Origin of the sequence: Microbulbifer taiwanensis (assembly GCF_014904815.1) — a bacterium.
Taxonomy (GTDB): domain Bacteria; phylum Pseudomonadota; class Gammaproteobacteria; order Pseudomonadales; family Cellvibrionaceae; genus Microbulbifer; species Microbulbifer taiwanensis.
The window spans coordinates 14,752-31,600 of the sequence record NZ_JACZFR010000060.1 but is presented as its reverse complement, the minus strand read 5'-3'; the positions used below and the strand labels follow the sequence as shown (position 1 = coordinate 31,600).

The following is a 16,849-nucleotide window of genomic DNA, read 5'->3' as shown; positions in this document are numbered from 1 at the left end:
AAACAGTGGCGCCGATTTGGCGCCACACATTCAGTGTAGTGTCGAGGGGTAAAATAGGGGCGGGAGAGGGGTTTTCAATGATCCGGGTCAATTGGCGCCTGTTTTGCGCCACTATCTGTTACCAGGCCCGGGCCGCAGGTTGGGCGAAGCGTACCCATCACCGGTGCAGAATGATGGGCACGTCGCTGCGCTCCTTTGCCCATCTTACGGAAGAACTACTCCAACCAGATCAGGGAGGCCATGCGGCCGGTGGTTTTGTCGCGGCGGTAGGAAAAGAAATACTCCGTTTCTGACACCGTGCAGCGGTCGCCGCCGTAAATCTCGCTGACGCCGAGCTGTCGTAGTTCCGCACGTGCCAGCCCATAGATATCGGCGAGAAAATGCAGCGGCTTTTCCACATGCGGGCGGAAGCACTGGGCAATGGCTTCGGCGTGATCGCCACTCTGTGCATTCTCAAAAAACTCTTCCAGCACATCGACGCCGGTCTCGAAGGCCCGCGGCCCTATCGCCGGGCCCAGCCAGACCAAAAGATCACTGGGGTCGCAGTCGAGCGCACCCACACTGCTGCGCAGTATGCCTGCCGCCAGGCCGCGCCAGCCGGCGTGGGCGGCCGCCACCCGGTTGCCGGCCCTGTCACAGATAAGCACCGGCAGGCAGTCGGCGGTGAGCACCGCACACACGGCACCGGGCGCCGTGGCAAAACTGGCATCGCCGGTGCGCACCAGGTCATCCGCCTTAGCCTCTACGACCCTGTCGCTGTGGATCTGCTCCAGCCACTGGGGTTTGGCCGGGAGTTGCAGCTCCTGCAGCAGCTGGCTGCGATTGGCAGCCACTGCCTGCTCGTCATCGCCCACATGGGCACCGAGATTGAAGGACTCGTAGGGACCATCGCTGTGGCCGCCAAAGCGCAGGCTGGTGGCCGCGCGCACATTGGTTGGGGCCGGCCAGTCGGGGAAGAGGTAGTGGTCAGCGGACATTGAATTTCCTTGGGATCGGGTGCCTCAATTGGTGCGCACGGCGCACCCTACGAATCCGCGCGCAGCAGCTCGAGCAGCTGCAGCATATCCGCGGGCATGGGCGCGCACCAGTGCATTTCCTCGCCGGTCTTCGGGTGCAGCAGAGCCAGTTCGGCCGCGTGCAGGGCCTGGCGCGGGAACTGCTGCAGCGCTTCCACCAGCCCCGCCACGGCCTCCGGCGGCAGCTTGGCGCGGCCGCCGTAGAGGGGGTCACCCACCAGCGGGTGGCGGATATGAGCCATATGTACGCGGATCTGGTGGGTGCGCCCGGTCGCCAGCGCACAGCGCAGCAATGTGTGGGCGCGAAAGCGCTCCCCGACCCGGTAGTGAGTGATCGCTTCCTTACCACCAAAGTCCAGCACCGCCATCTTCAAGCGATTCTGGCGGTGGCGGCCCATGGGTGCATCGACGGTGCCGCCGGCGGTGACCTTGCCCTGCACCAGTGCGTCGTACTGGCGGCTGACGCTGCGCTCCTTCAGCTGCCGCACCAGGTCTGTCTGCGCCGGCAGCGTCTTGGCCACCACCATCAGACCGCTGGTGTCCTTATCCAGCCGGTGCACTATACCGGCGCGCGGTATCTGTGCCTGGGCCGGATTGTGGTGCAGCAGGCCGTTCAACAGGGTGCCATCGGGGTTGCCCGCCGCCGGGTGCACCACCAGGCCGGCCGGCTTATTGATCACCAGCAGGCTGTCGTCCTCGTAGACGATATCCAGGTCCAGCGCCTGCGGCAGCCACTCCCCCTGGGCCTCCAACGCGGCACGCAGCTGCAGGCGCTCGCCGCCAAACAGCTTGTCCTTCGGCCTGGCCGCTGTGCCATTGACGGTCAATTGACCGCCTTTTATCCAGGATTGCAGGCGCGCACGGGAATAATCGGGAATTAATTCCGCCGCTGCCTGGTCCAACCTGTGGCCGGCCAGACGGGCGGGCACTTCGATATCCACTTCGAGCAGTTCGGTCATGGTTCAACTTCAAATACTTTGGGCAGCTGCACGACTGTGGTTAAATGGCGGGCCGCCGATTACCTATAATTGGCCGCTAGTTTAAAGGTAGAGAGTAATAATGATAGAGCGAGGGGCTATGCAGGCCTGGAAAACGCTGTGGTTGGCCTTGGTGAAGGTATTGTTATCCGCGATATTGGTCGCCTGCGCCAGCACCGATGAATCCGAAGAGGGACTGCCGACCGGCAGTCGCACCGAGCAGGCCTTCTACGAGGCCGCCCAGCGCCAGCTGCGATCCAGCCAGTGGGACCTGGCCATCAAGAACCTGCGCGCGCTCGAGGACAACTTCCCCTTCGGCAGCTACGCCGAGCAGGCGCAGCTGGAGCTGATCTACGCTTACTACCGCAACTATGAGAACGACGCCGCCATCGCCTCCGCGGACCGCTTTATCCGCCTGCACCCGCAGCACCGCAACGTGGATTACGCCTACTACATGAAGGGGCTGTCGTCCTTCACCGAGGGCAGCGGCCTGTTCGAGCGCTTCCTGCCCACCGATATGACCAGCCGCGACCCCGGATCCGCGCGCGAGTCCTTCGCCTATTTCTCCCAGCTGATGGCCCGCTACCCCGAGAGTCGCTACGCGCCGGACGCGCAGAAGCGCATGATTCACCTGCGCAACCTGCTGGCACGTTACGAGATACACGTGGCCAACTACTACTTCAAGCGCGGCGCCTACCTGGCCGCCGCCAATCGCGGCCGTTATGTAGTAGAGAACTTCCAGCAGACACCGGCAGTGCCGGATGCGCTGGCGGCCATGGTGCAGGGCTACCACCTGGTGGAGATGCCGGAGCTGGAGGGCAATGCGCTGGCCGTACTGCGCACCAATTACCCCAACCACCCGGCCTTCCGCAGCGACGGCAGCTTCAATTACAACTATTACAAGGGCGCCAGCGGCCGCAGCCTGATCCACCGCGTTACCCTGGGCCTGTGCGAGAAGCCACACCCGCGCGGCTCCGACAGCCGCGACCTTTACAATGCCGAGTACCGCCGCGAAGAGGCGCCGCTGCCGCCGGAGCTTATGTGAATGCAGAATGATGAATGCGGAATACGCGACCTATATTGTGCCAAAGCCCTGTTCGCTGGCCGCGATCTGACTTTCGACAGACAAAACAGTCAGATCGCGGCCACCGGCCGCTCCTACGGCACTAGGCCAGATCGCGCATTCCGCTTTCATCATTCCGCATTCATTCTCCCGCCTTCCAGCCATTGGTGATCGGGTAGCGCCGGTCGCGACCGAAGCCGCGCTCAGAGATCCGCACCCCCACCGCCGCCTGGCGGCGCTTGTACTCATTGCGGTCAACCAGGCGAACCACCCGCTCCACCGTCTCCCGCTCGAAGCCGCGACGGATGATTTCCTCGGCACTGCAGTCCCTGCCGATATACAGGTCCAGTATCTCGTCCAGGATTTCGTAGGAGGGCAGGCTGTCGGCGTCCACCTGGTCAGGGGCAAGCTCGGCACTCGGCGGGCGGCTGATCACTGTATCCGGAATCACCTCGGAAATGGTGTTGCGGTAGCGGGCCAGCGCAAACACCAGGGTCTTGGGCACATCCTTGAGCGCGTTGAAGCCACCCACCATATCGCCGTAGAGGGTGGCATAACCCACCGCCAGCTCACTCTTGTTGCCAGTGGTCAGCACCATGGCACCCTTCTTGTTGGAGATTGCCATCAGCACCACACCGCGGGAGCGCGCCTGCAGGTTCTCCTCGGTGGTATCCCGCTCGCTGCCGGCAAACTCGTCCGCGAGCGCCTGCATAAAGGCGTCGAACATCGGTTCGATACTGATCACCCGGTAGTGGATGCCCAGGCGCTGCGCCTGGTCGGCGGCGTCGTTCTTGCTCAGGTCCGACGTATAGCGAAACGGCATCATCACCGCTTCCACCCGCTCCGCACCCAGCGCGTCCACGGCGATGGCCAGGGTCAGGGCCGAATCTATGCCCCCGGAAAGCCCCAGCACCACACCGTTGAAGCCGTTCTTGTTCACATAGTCGCGCACGCCCAGCACCAGCGCCTGGTATACGGAGGCCAGGTCCTCGAGGGCCGGGGTGATTTCGCCGGGTTCCAGGGTCACCCTACCGTTCCCGTGGGACACGGTCACAGGCAACAGCTGTTCGACATATTCCGCCGCGCGCGCGCACAGCTTGCCCTGGGCATCCACGGCGAAGGAGCCACCGTCAAATACCAGCTCATCCTGGCCGCCGTGGCAGTTCACATAAAGGATTGGCATATTACCGGCGCGGGCCTGGCTGGCCAGCAGTTCGAGGCGCTGCTGGGCCTTGCCGCGATGGAAGGGCGAGGCGTTGATGTTCAGCATCAGCCTGGCGCCCGCGGCGGCCGCCTGGGCCACCGGTTCCGGGTGCCAGATATCCTCGCAGATGGTGATGGCCGTCGGGATACCCTTGATATCCACTACGCAGGGCTGGTCGCCGGGGACGAAGTAGCGCATTTCGTCGAAGACCTGGTAGTTGGGCAGCTTCTGCTTGGCGTACTCCGCGACCAGCTCACCCTCGACGATCAACCCGGCCATATTGAACACCTTGCCGGCCACCACCCGCGGGTAGCCGATCAGTATCGCGCAGGGTAGCTCCGCCGCCACAAGCTGGGCCAGCGCGGCGTCGATACGCCGCTGCATACTCGGGCGCAGCAGCAGGTCTTCCGGCGGGTAGCCACTCAGGGTCAGTTCGGGAAACAGCACCAACTCGGCGCCCTGCTCGCGGTGCGCCTTCCGGGTCATGTCGATCACCCGGGCCGTATTGCCGGGAATATCCCCCACCAGAGAATTGATTTGTGCCAGCACTAACTGCAAAGTAGACATCTTTGTACCTCGGATCGGACAGGCCGCTATTGTACAGTGACCGGGGGACAACAGCAGCGGCCGGCGAAAACAACGAAAACAGATGCCGGGAAACACACCTTGAGCAGTACAGCGATCTCCACCAGTGGCCCCTATCTGCAGCACCACGAATTGCTGCGGGTCTATGCCTATTACCGCGTCGCCATAGCCCTGGTGCTGCTGGGCATCTTCACCTCCGGTATCGGCAAGGGCGCCGTGGGCAACAGCGCGCCCGCACTCTACCTCAATACCGTCATCGCCTACGCCGCGCTCAATTTCGGCTGGCTGCTGAACCTGCGTCACTCCGCCTACCACACGGGTGCGGGCCAGGTGGGACTGATTCTCGGCTGCGATATCCTCACTTTTCTGCTGTTGATCCAGGCCAGCGGTGGTCTCAACTCCGGCCTCGGTTACCTGCTGCTGATCAACTGCTCGGTGGGTTCGATGCTGTTGGACCGGCGTATGGGAGCCTTCTTCGCCGCCGTTGCCAGTATTGGCGTGATCGGCCTGCAGCTTTACGGCCTGCTGACGGGCCATGCCGAGACCCAGGATATCGTCTCGGCCGGTATGCTGGGCGTGCTACTGTTTGCCACCGTGAGTGCCCTGCAGTACCTGTCTGCGCGCATCCGCAGCGCCACTCTGCGCGCCGACCAGCAGAGCCGCCACGCCGCCCACCTGCAGCGACTGGCTCAGCAGATCATCGAGCGCATGCGCACCGGCGTGCTGGTTATGGACGCCGCCAACAAGCCGGAGCTGATCAACCGCGCCGCGCACCAGCTACTCGGTGAACAGCTGCAGCCGGATGGCGAGCGCCAGGGTGACCTGCGCCGCATAGTGCGCGAGTGGCGCCGCGACGTCTCCCGCAGCAGCGCCCTGATGCAGGCCGAGAACGGCAGCGAACTGCGACTCAGTTTCGCCAATCTGCGCCGCGATCACGGTCACAGTACCCTGGTGTTTGTCGAGGACAATCGCAAGTTGGTCCAGGCGGCGCAGAAGCTCAAACTCGCCTCCCTGGGCCACCTGACCGGCTCCATTGCCCACGAAGTGCGCAATCCGCTCGGCGCCATCAGCCACGCGGCGCAGCTGCTATCGGAATCGGCGAACCTGAGCGAAGAAGACAGGCACCTGACCCAGATCATCTGCCGCCACAGCCAGCGGGTAAACCAGATAGTCGAGAATGTGATGCAGTTGTCGCGCCGCCGCGCGGCGGTGCCACAGCTGCACGACCTGGGGGATTGGCTGGAACTCTTTATGCAGGATTTCCGCGCTGGGGCGCCCGCCGACGCGCAGATTCGCATGCATCTGCCCGACTGGCCTGTAGACGCGCGCTTTGACCCGGAGCAACTGGCCCAGGTGGTTACCAACCTGTGCAACAACGCCCTGCACCATTCCCATGTCGCCATGGGGCGGCGGGAACTGGAGATCTCCGTCTACCGCCACCGCGAGCGCGACTGCGCCATTCTGGACGTGGCCGACAGCGGCCGCGGCGTGCTGCCGGAACACCGGGACAAGATATTCGAACCTTTTTTCACCACCGGGCAGGGCGGTAGCGGCCTGGGCCTCTATATAGCGCGCGAACTCTGTGAGGCCAACCAGGCCAATCTCTACTACTGCCGCACCGACAGCAACAAAAGTTGCTTCCGGATAGAATTTGCCCACGCAAACCGGATTTTTTAATCGTCAAGAGGAATAGTTTTCCAAAAATGCCTGTGTAAAACTGCAAAGAATCTCTGTCATAATCGGCCACTGAATTTCAGCCCACAGAAAACCAACAATAAAAGAACGGACATTAATGCAACCACTGGCCCTGGTCGTCGACGACGAACCGGATATCTGCGAATTACTGACCCTCACCCTGCGGCGCATGGACGTGCACTGCCATACCGCCGCCAACCTGAGCGAAGCACACAGGCTGCTCGGCGAAAACCGCTATGATTTCTGCCTCACCGATATGCGCCTCCCCGACGGCGATGGCCTGCAGCTGGTGGAACATATCCAGGAGCAGGGAGACGGTGAACTGCCGGTGGCGGTAATCACCGCACACGGCAACATGGACACAGCCATCAGCGCGCTGAAGCTCGGCGCCTTCGACTTCGTCAGCAAGCCGGTCGACCTGGAGCGGCTGCGCGGCCTGGTACAGCTGGCCCTGCGCCTGAACCGGAACAGCGGCGAAGCCCAGACTCGGGACGCCGACCAGCTGCTGCTGGGCGAGGCGGAGAACATGCGCCTGCTGCGCCGCCAGATCGCCAAGGTCGCGCGCAGCGATGCGCCCATTTACATCAGCGGCGAATCCGGCTCCGGCAAGGAGCTGGCGGCCCGCTCCATTCACGCCCAGGGCCCACGCGCTGACAAGCCCTTTGTGCCCATCAACTGCGGCGCCATTCCCGCAGAGCTGATGGAGAGTGAATTCTTCGGCCATAAAAAAGGCAGCTTTACCGGCGCCCACAAAGACAAACCCGGCCTGTTGCAGAGCGCGGAGGGCGGCACCCTGTTCCTGGACGAAGTGGCGGATCTGCCGCTGGACATGCAGGTTAAGCTGTTGCGCGCGATCCAGGAAAAGCGCGTGCGCCCGATCGGCGCCAGCCAGGAAGTCCCCATCGACGTGCGCATTCTCAGCGCAACCCACAAGGACCTGGCAAAGGAAGTGGCCGAGGGACGTTTCCGCAGCGACCTTTTCTACCGTATCAACGTGATAGAGATTGCCGTGCCACCACTGCGCGAGCGCGCCGGTGACATACCGCTGCTGGCGGATATCATCATGCGCCGCATCGCGGATAACGCCGCTGTGGGCGCCCCAGAACTATCCGGCGAGGCACTGGAGGCGCTGAAAGCCTACCCCTTCCCCGGCAATGTACGCCAGCTGGAAAACACCCTGGAACGCGCCTTTACCCTCAGCGACCAGCAGGTCATTTGCGCCGAGGACCTGCTGCTCGATCGGGAAACGACGCAGGCCGCCAGCGTGGAGGAACCGCTCACAACCCCACACGCCACCGACGAGAACAGGCGTTCGGAATCCTATTCCGGTCAGTTCGATCCCGGCCATTTCGCCTCCCTGGACGAGTTCCTGCAATCCATCGAAAAGGAAGCGATAGAGAGCGCACTGACCGAAACCCGCTGGAACAGGACGGCGGCGGCGCACAAACTGGGAATCAGTTTCCGCTCTCTGCGCTACCGGCTGAAAAAGCTGGGACTCGAGGACTAAGTTCAGAATCGGCACACACGTGCGTACTGTAATGGTCTGTGATTGGCTTTTTCCGTGTCCCAGTTATGCTGGTGCAAACTCAGGGAAGAGGAGTTTGCACCGTGAAGAGCGCTTCGGGTTTTACCCTCGTCGAGCTGATGCTCACCGTCACCATTCTCGCCATAGTCATGGCCGTCGCCGCGCCGCCGTTTATCGATTTTATCAAGCGCTACCGCAGTGAAGTGAAGGGCCGCGAACTGTTTGAATTGCTGATACTGATGCGCGCCAAAGCGTATCACGAGCGGGTGAGCTATTCGCTCTGCCCCAGCGACGATGGCAGTAGCTGCGGCGAAGACTGGACATCGGGTGCAATATTATTCGCAGATGCGGATGCTGACGGCCAGAGGGATAACGCGGAGCAAATCGAACGAAGATTCCCGAAATTGCAAGACGGAGCAACCTTGAGCTGGAACGCCTTCAACAACAGGGGATTCATCATATTTCGCCCAGATGGCACAACCCCGGCACAAAGTGGAAACTTCGAATACTGTCCCGGTAAAGGCGAAGAAAAATACGGCTGGTTTATCGTGCTCAATGTAATCGGCCGTCCCTACTTCGGTAAGGACGGCGACGGTGATGGCATAGTCGAAAACGGCAGCGGGGAAAACCTGAGCTGTGGCGACAAAGTCAGCTAATCAGCTGCAACTTTTGCTCCAGCACATATCGCTGGCATCAAAACCGTCGCTATCGCGATCCCAGCCTCGTTCACCGCTGGAGCTCAATTGGACAGTGCCATCTCCCGCCTGGCCGTTCTTGGGTATTGCCTGCAGGATATAGGAGTCGCCGTCCGCTTCTTCGATACGCAGATCGTAGGTCTTGTTGCCGCCATCCAGCGGCGCCTCATCCGGGAAAATATCCGGCACCTTACCGGTATGTGAATTCGCATAGGTGCCGTTCTGGGTAAAGTGCTGCTCCATCGCCTGCGCCAGCCCCATCAGCGCTCCCTGCGCATCGGCCCGGTTGGCGCTGCGCACATGTTCCTGATAAGACGGCCAGGCGATACCCGCCAGCACCCCCACGATCGCCACCACGATCATCAGTTCGATCAATGTAAAACCCTGTTGTCTTTTCATCTTCGCTCTCGATAAATTCCACATTTGACCCGATACGGTACCGGGTCACTGATCCTGAAACGGCAAGCAGTCAGTTGGGTGTGATCTCCTCCCAGGACAGGCGCCCCACGCGATCGCCGTCGCCCACTTCCACGGGACGGTACGGAATAGTACCGGCGCTGTTCGGTGTATATTGTCTGATGCCATTGTTTCCCTTGAGGAAACCGGGCTTATTCGGAATGCCCTCGCTCACCATCTGCCCCACGAGGCCCTGGTCCCCGCTGTTGATCTTGCCATCGCCGTTACCGTCAAACACTGCGTGCTTGACCGGGGCCAGGCCGGTGCGCACATCCACCGACATCAACCAGCCGTAACCGCCCGCAGAACAGACCTGGCCGGTGGGTATCAGCGTGTTGAAGAAGAGCACATTGCGCAGCAGGTCCGGGCGCGTAACCACCCGCTCGCCGCCGTCCGGGCTGATGCCGGATTTCAACTGTATATACCAGCCGGCATGGTCTGCCCATTTCAGCTCGTCACCCCCCAGAGTACGGTAGCTTCTCACACTACCATCCGGCTGCGTCACATTCCTGGTACCAATGGACCTGGATACGAGATTGCCCTTTTTCAGTCCATAAGTACCATTGTCCGCCACTACATAGAAACCTCCGGCCCCAGTAGTCGCGGTATCCGCCGCGGTGATGTACTGACCGGTGCCAAATGTGACCAGCAGATTGGGATCACTGCCGTCTGGATTGTCGGTATTCCTGGCGACCAGTGGCGCACCGGTAATCGGTTCACCCACGGCAGTGAACAGCGGCTGGGGCTTGCCGGCATCGTCATTGATCACGGACCAGCCGCTGGCCACATTCGAAGTCACATCGAACACCCACATGTTGCCCTTCAGGTCGCCGGCGTAAATCCGGTCCACGATACCATTCAGGTCCGAATCCACGATGGCCGGAGTGGACATACCGTTTTTGTCGTCCGCGTCTGCAGTACCGGTGGAGATGTATTTATATCCACTGCCATCCAGAAACACGATGAACAGGCCCGCATCCCCATCCGTGCTGTTATAGCCATTGCCGAAGATTGCCGCCCACTTGTCGTTTTGCATACGGCCTATCTGTGGGCGACTGAAGGTGTAACCGAGGCTATCGTCGTCGGCATCGGTAAATTCCCACATCACCAACGATTCGGCATTGTCTTCCGTGAAAAGTGAGGGATCGGTGATATCCAGCGCGTAAAAGCCCTTGCCACCGCCGCCGAGGCCACCGACCAGTACTGTCTTCCAGTTGCCGCCGACATAGGCATCGGAAGCAGTCGGGGTGCCGTCCACATAATACTTGTGGCTGTAGTATTGGGAGGTGAGCGCGTGCAGGCCGTAATCCCGCTCGGTGCTCAACAACACTTCCGGCGAATAGGCGATCAGCTCCTTGCCGGCACCCGTGCCAGCGGTATTGGCATTGAAGCCATGCAGGAAACCGTCGTTGGCCCCCACATAGACCATGGGTGTGCGACCGCTCTTGCCGGACTTGAACGTGCTGTAGCTGCTGGCCTCGGAGAAATCGGCCTTGGACCAGGCCGCATTGGGCGCCCCCACAAAGACCGGGGTCGAGTTGACGATATCGCCGAGACGGCTGGCGCGTTTACGAAACTTATCGGTATCCGTTCCCTCATTGCTTTGATCGCCGCGCAGATAATCGATGCGATCGGAGGAGCGGTTATCGATCACGCTGACGCCAGTGGAAGTATTGTAGTTCAGGTCCTCGTCGGTAGCGTCGTCGGCTATCTCCAGAGCCGCATCGGTAAAGGGAACACCTTTCCCGTCCCTGGTAGTCAGCATGACCCGGGAGCTCGGCGTCGCGGACTTCAATTTGTCACTGGCCTCCCAGGAGGCCGTCGTCGAAATATCGCCGTTTTCGTCGATCGACAGCGCAGACAGCTCGCCATCCCAGTCGCCACTGTTGAACTTGGCCGCAAACAGGGCGGAATCAGCCTCGAGAGATGTCGAGTTGAAAGCAACGGAGCTGGAGCTGCCGGTAATCTCGTGCACTTTGTTTATAATCTGATTGAAAGTGACCTTCAACTGCGATGCATTCGCGGCATCATAGACGCCACCGCCACCGAGGGCACCGGCATTCTTCATCACATTGGTATCCGAGAGGCCGTCCTCGGCAAACCCGATAATGTAACTGATGATATTGTGTGTTACCGGCTCGCCGTCCGGCTTTTTCAGGTCCGGGCGCAGGTCTATATCGTAGAGCGCCTTGACCACGTCATCCATTTCACTAGAGGTACAGCCCCCGGTGTTACTGGAACAGCTGTAGTCATAATCTCGCAAATGATCGCTGATCTCATCGTCGCTGGTCGGCTCGCCATCGGTCAGCGCCACCATAAAACTCTTCTGGCAGTAATACTGGATGGCTCTGTCTTCTACACCACTTCCATCGCCTCCCGGCAGCGGAACATCAGGGTTAGCATCATTCCAATCCGGAGCCTCATCAAAAATATCCTTACCTGCAGCAGTTTCCGTGCTGCCGTCGCTACCTTTATAGGACAGGTTATTGTCCTCATAACCGGTAATAAAATAGCGGCCAACACCGGTAAAACTCTCCGAAAGCGGAGTGGATCCGCTGGCACCAATGCCATCGATTACATCCAGAAGGCTGGCACGGGTGTCATCTGTAACACTGGTCAACCCCACAAGTGCTCGCGCACCATCGACCCCATTATGTCTATTGCCATCGTCGTCATCATTAAACTCCATGATGCCAACGCGCACATCTTCCAGGCCGGACACCAATTCGGCCGCGGAAGTCTTCATAACGTCGGTGCGGGTAACGGGGACTTTTGAGCGGGTCGCCTCGCCGTCGGAATCCACAAACTTTGCCGCTACATAGCTGCCAGCGCCGTTCTGTTCGGAGAAATACCAGTTCAACAATTTACCGCTGGCGGATTCATCCCTGTAGTCACCAAACTGGGCATGACTTCCGGTTTCGTAATAGCTACCGTCAGTCTCATGCGCATAGAACCAGGCGCGATAGTCGGCACCATCTTCGAAACAGTCACCATTGGTGTCCCAGGTCCGCCAGGGATCATTTGTGTCTCTGTTACCGTCATCCATTTTAAATTGGACACTGCCATCAGAGGTATTAACCCGAAAATCCACCTCGTAGTAATCAGTCTCCTCAACATCTCGACATCCCCACCGGTTACATTTCTCTGTAGTATAAGTACGACTTTTCGGCAATGGATTAGCGCAGCTGGCATAAGTCGCATTTTCATCGTATTCACTCGGAGGCCAGATTTCCCCCTGCATGGAGCCGGACGAGTCCAGCACAAACATAATATTCGGCTCTGCCGAACCGCGAGTATACAGGGGCACATCGGATAAGGTGCCCGGCGCCGCAGATGCGCTGGAGGCCAGGGTCAGCAGAAAGGCCACACAGGGCCAACGCAGTGGAAAGCGCAGTTTTATCTTGTCTTTCAATTTCATTTTTCTGCTCTCTTATAATACTGTTAAGGCGTTGCGCTAGAAGGCAGCGCCTTGCCGTAGAGGGTTACTACAATGCGCTCGGTGCCGCCGATACCCACCCCGCGGGTGACTATCTTGAACACCTTGATATCGGGAAAGTCGAGACCGGTGGAGCCGGCACTCAGGTCAACGTCTGCCGCATTGGAGTCGTCTGAGGCGAGACCAGCCATTTCTATATACATGCGCCCCTCCAGATTGGTATTGCCATCCGCACCTTTCATGGGCACTTTTTCGGAGGTGGAATTAGTGGACGACCAGGTATCGTCCGCGAACAGATCGTCCGGACCGTCGCCGGCGGTGCGCAGCCAGCCGCTATCACCGAAGCCGTCCGTATTGGCAAGACCATCGATTACGGCTTCGCCCTTGCGCGCCATGGTCTCGGCCACTTCCAGGGCTATCTTGGCATCGCGGGAGGCGAAGGTCATGCGCTCACTCATCAGTACGCCGCGCGCGCCGGATATACCAATAAGAGTCAGCACCAGCAGGATGATCAGGCTGACCATCAGCACGGCACCCTGTTGTCGGCTCATCGTTGTCATTACAGTTCCCCCCGGTTGCGCACCTTCACCGTGGCCACATAGAGTTTCCGCAGGCGACCGTCGGTGTAGGTGGTTTCGGTCCCATCCAGTGTGGTGATTTTTTGGCTATCGACGCTGGCATTGCCCTCGCTGGCCACCAACAGCTGCAGTTTGATTGCGGTAATGTCTTCCATCACACCCAGATCGCTGCTCGCATCCAGCCAGGTGTTCACTACGCCATTGCCTGTCGTATCGCGCCCGTAGGACACCTGCATGTCCTCGATACCCGGCACCAGCTCCTGGGTATTGCTGTCCTCGTCACTCACAAACAGCGAGTTGGTGCCCGTAGCACTCTCGGCAATAAAGTAAGTGCGCTGGTAAGGCAACAGTATCTTTGAATCGGCGCCGTAACCCTGCGCCAGCGTGGAGCTGGTATTTGTCATTGTGGAGCCACTAATGGCTCCGGTATCGTGCTCTATGGTCCTGTTCCCACTGCCGAGATCGCCGTTCACGGCGCTGATGACCATTACGTCTCCCGCCTTGCAATTGGAAACCAGCACTACCTGGCCTTTTTTCACCGGACAGTTCGAACTCACCTCCAGGTCATAGGCACTCGAGTCCGTCGGGTCGACCATACGCCCGGCGCCGCCACAGGCGTCCACGGCACCACTCAGAATCAGGATATCGGTGCCGTCCACAACGTCGACACTATCGACTTTCTCACTGGATTTAGCGTCGTTCACGCCCTGCACACCGTCGGCGCCGACAGAGGCAAAAAAACCACTGCCCGCACTCAGATGATTTTCAATACTGTCCAAATCCGGTGCGCATCCCCAGTAATCCGCCGAGCGGATTTCCCGGCTCAACAGGTCTACGGCAAATCGGCCGCTCTCCTGCACCCGGGAAAAGGCCGTCTGCATGCGCATGGTGTCGCTGTTGCTCTGGAAGATCTGCAGCACACCGAGAAGTAGTACAGAACTCAACAGTATGCCGATCATCAACTCGATCAGGGACAGGCCGCGCTGTTGGGAAATTTGCTGCATAATCAAAGCTCCACAATCATTTCAAAGGTGGCATCTTCCGGCGCGCCGCCCGAGGCACCGTACTTCTCACCGGTGTGCTGCTCTTTCCAGGAGATGGTCACCGTCACTTCATCTCCGTTGCGGGCGATATTGCCTGTCGCAGAGGGCAGGTTGCTCTTTAATACCTGGTCCCACTCGTAGAGGTCGCGATCCGCTAGGTCATTTACTGAACAGCTACTACTGCAGTTGTTAGTGGAAGTCTCTGAACCATCGACCTTGCCATCGTAACTGCCCTGCTCCAGGGCACTGGGATTGGCGCGCATACGCTCGATGATTTCCTGCGCGGCCAGGGCGGCCATATAGCGGTGGTGGGCGCCATTGCCGTTTTTCATACTCATCATCTGGGTGGCCGCGAGACCCAGCAGGCCCACCGCGAGTATCAGGACCGAGATGAGTACCTCTATCAGGGTGGCTCCGCGCTGCTTTTGCATCTGCATGAATCTATTCCTCACTTGGTACAGGCGGTATCTTTCTGCAGGCGCACGGCGCCGGAGACGAGCATTTGCAGCTGGCGACCGTAAAGTCCATCGCGGTCGTCGCACAGGCCCAGGGACAGGATGTCACCCAGACTGCTCTCGCCGCGGGCGTTAAAGGTGAAGTCAAGATTTTCCATTGGGGTAGTGCCCACGTCGGCGTCGAGTTCGATCTGCGCAAGATCGATGCGCAATACCCTCAACTCCGTATCTGTGCCGCTGTTATAGGCTTTATCCGCATTTTCATTTACCCAGACCCGTAGGCCGTTATTCACATCGCCGTCAATGGCACTGACCTGGACTGCACCACCGCGTCGCACCGCCTCCGCGCGGGCGTACTGCAGGGTGCCGTTGAGGTCGTTGGTCATGGTTACCATGCGGTTGTTCTTGATCATGGTGTTAAAGGAGGGAACGCCCATGGCGGTGATGATGCCGAGCACCATAAGGACCACCATCAACTCGACGAGGGTAAACCCCGCCATGCGCCTGAAATTATTCATTATTGCTCTGCCCTGAATACACGGAATCGCCGGCCATCACCCAGCGGCCGGCCCGAATGGTGCATATATACCAGTTAGATATGGCAATAAAAGCGAAACGGTCGACGATTCTTGAGGGGACCGACAGACGGTCACAGGGGGGCGATAAGCGGGCCAGCGGCCCGCGTATACGGAGGGGGAAATAAGGTCAGCGCAGCTCTTTCGGCAGGGAAAAACGGATATTCTCCTCGCGCCCAGCCATCTCCTGCGGCAGTTGTGCGCCCAGCTGCTGCAGCCGCTCGATCACTTCCTGCACCAGCACTTCCGGCGCCGAGGCGCCGGCGGTGATACCGATGGCGCTCTTGCCGGCCAGCCAGGCCGAATCTATATCGGCGGCGCCGTCGATCAGCTGGGCGGAGGCGCCGCAGCGCTCCGCCAGTTCGCGCAGGCGGTTGGAGTTAGAGCTGTTGGGGCTGCCCACCACCAGCACCAGGTCACTCTCCAGCGCCAGCTGCTTGACGGCATCCTGGCGGTTCTGGGTTGCGTAGCAGATATCGTCCTTGCGCGGGCCGCGGATATTGGGAAAACGGGCGCGCAGGGCGTCAATGACCTTGGCGGTGTCGTCCATGGACAGGGTGGTCTGGGTGACGAAAGTGAGGTTGTCCTCATCCTTCACCTGCAGCCTTGCCACATCCTGCTCGTCCTCCACCAGGTAGATGGCACCGCCGGTACTGGTGTCGTACTGGCCCATGGTGCCCTCCACCTCCGGGTGGCCCTGGTGGCCGATGAGTATGCATTCACTGCCATCGGTACTGAACTTGCTCACCTCCATATGCACCTTGGTGACCAGTGGGCAGGTGGCGTCGAAGACTTTCAGGCCGCGCTCGGCCGCTTCACTCTGCACCGCCTTGGAAACACCGTGGGCGCTGAAGATGACTATGACATCGTCCGGTACTTCCGACAGCTCGTCCACGAAAACAGCGCCGCGCTCGCGCAGGCTGTCGACCACAAACTTGTTGTGCACCACTTCGTGGCGCACATAAATGGGCGCGCCGAAGACGTCGAGGGCGCGATTGACGATATCGATGGCGCGGTCGACGCCGGCGCAGAAGCCGCGGGGGTTGGCCAGTCGGATTTGCATAGTCAGTTCAAAACTCTTGTTTCGCCCGGTGCGCGAGGCACCCTACTGTATCGAGTCCACTTCGATGATTTTTACATGGAAATTCAGCGTCTGCCCGGCCAGAGGGTGGTTGAAGTCGACGGTGACTTCATCCTCGCCAATCTTACGGACCACGCCGGGTAGCTCGCCGCTGGCATTGTCGAACGAGACCACAAGGCCCTCCTCGAGCTCGATATCCGGGGAGAAGCTGTCGCGGCGTACCTTCTGGATATTGGACGGGTTGCGCTGGCCAAAACCCAGCTCCGGAGGAATCTCTATCTCCGCCTCGTCCCCGGCCTTGAGGCCGAACAGTGCCTGCTCGAATCCCGGCAGCAGGCTGCCGTCGCCGACGCTGAATGTGGCCGGATCGCCCTCGAAAGTGGAATCCACTTCGGTGCCGTCGTCCAGCTTGAGGCTGAAATGCAGGGTCACCCGGCTGTGTTCGCCGATTACGGTATTACTCAT

15 protein-coding genes are annotated in these 16,849 nt (G+C 60.0%); 4 read left to right on the top strand and 11 right to left on the bottom strand.

Features of this window, described 5'->3' with window-relative positions:
* Window positions 1-215 precede the first annotated feature (215 nt).
* Together pgeF and rluD are read right to left on the bottom strand one after the other, a co-directional pair.
* A complete protein-coding gene (pgeF, locus tag IG627_RS18630) occupies window positions 216-977 on the bottom strand; it encodes a peptidoglycan editing factor PgeF (protein ID WP_193194460.1) in 762 nt (253 codons plus the stop codon).
* Between the two features lie 47 nt (window positions 978-1,024).
* Complete coding sequence (gene rluD, locus IG627_RS18625) at window positions 1,025-1,975, bottom strand: 23S rRNA pseudouridine(1911/1915/1917) synthase RluD (RefSeq protein WP_193194458.1); 951 nt, start codon at window positions 1,973-1,975, stop codon at window positions 1,025-1,027.
* A 100-nt stretch (window positions 1,976-2,075) separates the two neighbouring features.
* On the opposite strand from rluD, the gene IG627_RS18620 reads away from it, so the two are divergent.
* Complete coding sequence (locus IG627_RS18620) at window positions 2,076-3,038, top strand: outer membrane protein assembly factor BamD (protein ID WP_226865430.1); 963 nt, start codon at window positions 2,076-2,078, stop codon at window positions 3,036-3,038.
* Between the two features lie 160 nt (window positions 3,039-3,198).
* On the opposite strand, the gene IG627_RS18615 is transcribed toward IG627_RS18620, so the two are convergent.
* Complete coding sequence (locus IG627_RS18615) at window positions 3,199-4,827, bottom strand: NAD+ synthase (protein WP_193194454.1); 1,629 nt, start codon at window positions 4,825-4,827, stop codon at window positions 3,199-3,201.
* A gap of 99 nt (window positions 4,828-4,926) precedes the next feature.
* On the opposite strand from IG627_RS18615, the gene IG627_RS18610 reads away from it, so the two are divergent.
* The 3 genes from IG627_RS18610 to IG627_RS18600 all read left to right on the top strand — a co-directional run bounded on the left by IG627_RS18610 (window position 4,927) and on the right by IG627_RS18600 (window position 8,721).
* The gene (locus IG627_RS18610) at window positions 4,927-6,522 is read left to right on the top strand and encodes a two-component system sensor histidine kinase NtrB (protein WP_193194452.1); all 1,596 of its coding nucleotides are present in this window, start codon (window positions 4,927-4,929) and stop codon (window positions 6,520-6,522) included.
* A gap of 115 nt (window positions 6,523-6,637) precedes the next feature.
* The gene (locus tag IG627_RS18605) at window positions 6,638-8,047 is read left to right on the top strand and encodes a sigma-54-dependent transcriptional regulator (protein ID WP_193194450.1); all 1,410 of its coding nucleotides are present in this window, start codon (window positions 6,638-6,640) and stop codon (window positions 8,045-8,047) included.
* A 101-nt stretch (window positions 8,048-8,148) separates the two neighbouring features.
* The gene (locus IG627_RS18600) at window positions 8,149-8,721 is read left to right on the top strand and encodes a GspH/FimT family pseudopilin (RefSeq protein WP_193194448.1); all 573 of its coding nucleotides are present in this window, start codon (window positions 8,149-8,151) and stop codon (window positions 8,719-8,721) included.
* Here IG627_RS18600 and IG627_RS18595 read toward each other — a convergent pair whose 3' ends face one another.
* The 8 genes from IG627_RS18595 to fkpB form a co-directional block, all read right to left on the bottom strand.
* A complete protein-coding gene (locus tag IG627_RS18595) occupies window positions 8,722-9,159 on the bottom strand; it encodes a type IV pilin protein (protein ID WP_193194446.1) in 438 nt (145 codons plus the stop codon). It abuts the gene before it with no gap.
* Window positions 9,160-9,229: 70 nt separating this feature from the next.
* Window positions 9,230-12,262 (bottom strand): pilus assembly protein, encoded by a 3,033-nt coding sequence (locus tag IG627_RS18590; protein WP_193194444.1) that lies wholly within the window; start codon window positions 12,260-12,262, stop codon window positions 9,230-9,232.
* A gap of 395 nt (window positions 12,263-12,657) precedes the next feature.
* A complete protein-coding gene (locus tag IG627_RS18585; RefSeq protein ID WP_193194442.1) occupies window positions 12,658-13,212 on the bottom strand; it encodes a pilus assembly PilX family protein in 555 nt (184 codons plus the stop codon).
* A complete protein-coding gene (locus IG627_RS18580) occupies window positions 13,212-14,234 on the bottom strand; it encodes a PilW family protein (RefSeq protein ID WP_193194439.1) in 1,023 nt (340 codons plus the stop codon). Before IG627_RS18580 ends, IG627_RS18585 begins: the two co-directional genes overlap by 1 nt.
* Window positions 14,235-14,236: 2 nt before the next feature.
* Entirely contained in the window at window positions 14,237-14,710 is a 474-nt protein-coding gene (gene pilV, locus IG627_RS18575; RefSeq protein WP_193194437.1) for a type IV pilus modification protein PilV, read from the bottom strand.
* A gap of 11 nt (window positions 14,711-14,721) precedes the next feature.
* Window positions 14,722-15,246, bottom strand: coding sequence for a GspH/FimT family pseudopilin (locus tag IG627_RS18570; RefSeq protein WP_193194435.1), 525 nt, complete (start codon window positions 15,244-15,246; stop codon window positions 14,722-14,724).
* Between the two features lie 187 nt (window positions 15,247-15,433).
* A complete protein-coding gene (gene ispH / locus IG627_RS18565) occupies window positions 15,434-16,366 on the bottom strand; it encodes a 4-hydroxy-3-methylbut-2-enyl diphosphate reductase (protein WP_193194433.1) in 933 nt (310 codons plus the stop codon).
* Between the two features lie 42 nt (window positions 16,367-16,408).
* Window positions 16,409-16,849 (bottom strand): FKBP-type peptidyl-prolyl cis-trans isomerase, encoded by a 441-nt coding sequence (gene fkpB / locus IG627_RS18560; RefSeq protein ID WP_193194431.1) that lies wholly within the window; start codon window positions 16,847-16,849, stop codon window positions 16,409-16,411.

Bases quoted from the DNA above. Each gene is read 5' to 3' on its own strand.
- IG627_RS18605 (WP_193194450.1), top strand. From the start codon at position 6,638: ATGCAACCACTGGCCCTGGTCGTCGACGACGAACCGGATATCTGCGAA.
- IG627_RS18590 (WP_193194444.1), bottom strand. From the start codon at position 12,262: ATGGATGACGGTAACAGAGACACAAATGATCCCTGGCGGACCTGGGAC.
- fkpB (WP_193194431.1), bottom strand. From the start codon at position 16,849: ATGAGTAATACCGTAATCGGCGAACACAGCCGGGTGACCCTGCATTTC.
- ispH (WP_193194433.1), bottom strand. From the start codon at position 16,366: ATGCAAATCCGACTGGCCAACCCCCGCGGCTTCTGCGCCGGCGTCGAC.
- pilV (WP_193194437.1), bottom strand. From the start codon at position 14,710: ATGCAGATGCAAAAGCAGCGCGGAGCCACCCTGATAGAGGTACTCATC.
- IG627_RS18580 (WP_193194439.1), bottom strand. From the start codon at position 14,234: ATGCAGCAAATTTCCCAACAGCGCGGCCTGTCCCTGATCGAGTTGATG.
- IG627_RS18570 (WP_193194435.1), bottom strand. From the start codon at position 15,246: ATGAATAATTTCAGGCGCATGGCGGGGTTTACCCTCGTCGAGTTGATG.
- rluD (WP_193194458.1), bottom strand. From the start codon at position 1,975: ATGACCGAACTGCTCGAAGTGGATATCGAAGTGCCCGCCCGTCTGGCC.
- pgeF (WP_193194460.1), bottom strand. From the start codon at position 977: ATGTCCGCTGACCACTACCTCTTCCCCGACTGGCCGGCCCCAACCAAT.
- IG627_RS18585 (WP_193194442.1), bottom strand. From the start codon at position 13,212: ATGACAACGATGAGCCGACAACAGGGTGCCGTGCTGATGGTCAGCCTG.
- IG627_RS18620 (WP_226865430.1), top strand. From the start codon at position 2,076: ATGATAGAGCGAGGGGCTATGCAGGCCTGGAAAACGCTGTGGTTGGCC.
- IG627_RS18595 (WP_193194446.1), bottom strand. From the start codon at position 9,159: ATGAAAAGACAACAGGGTTTTACATTGATCGAACTGATGATCGTGGTG.
- IG627_RS18615 (WP_193194454.1), bottom strand. From the start codon at position 4,827: ATGTCTACTTTGCAGTTAGTGCTGGCACAAATCAATTCTCTGGTGGGG.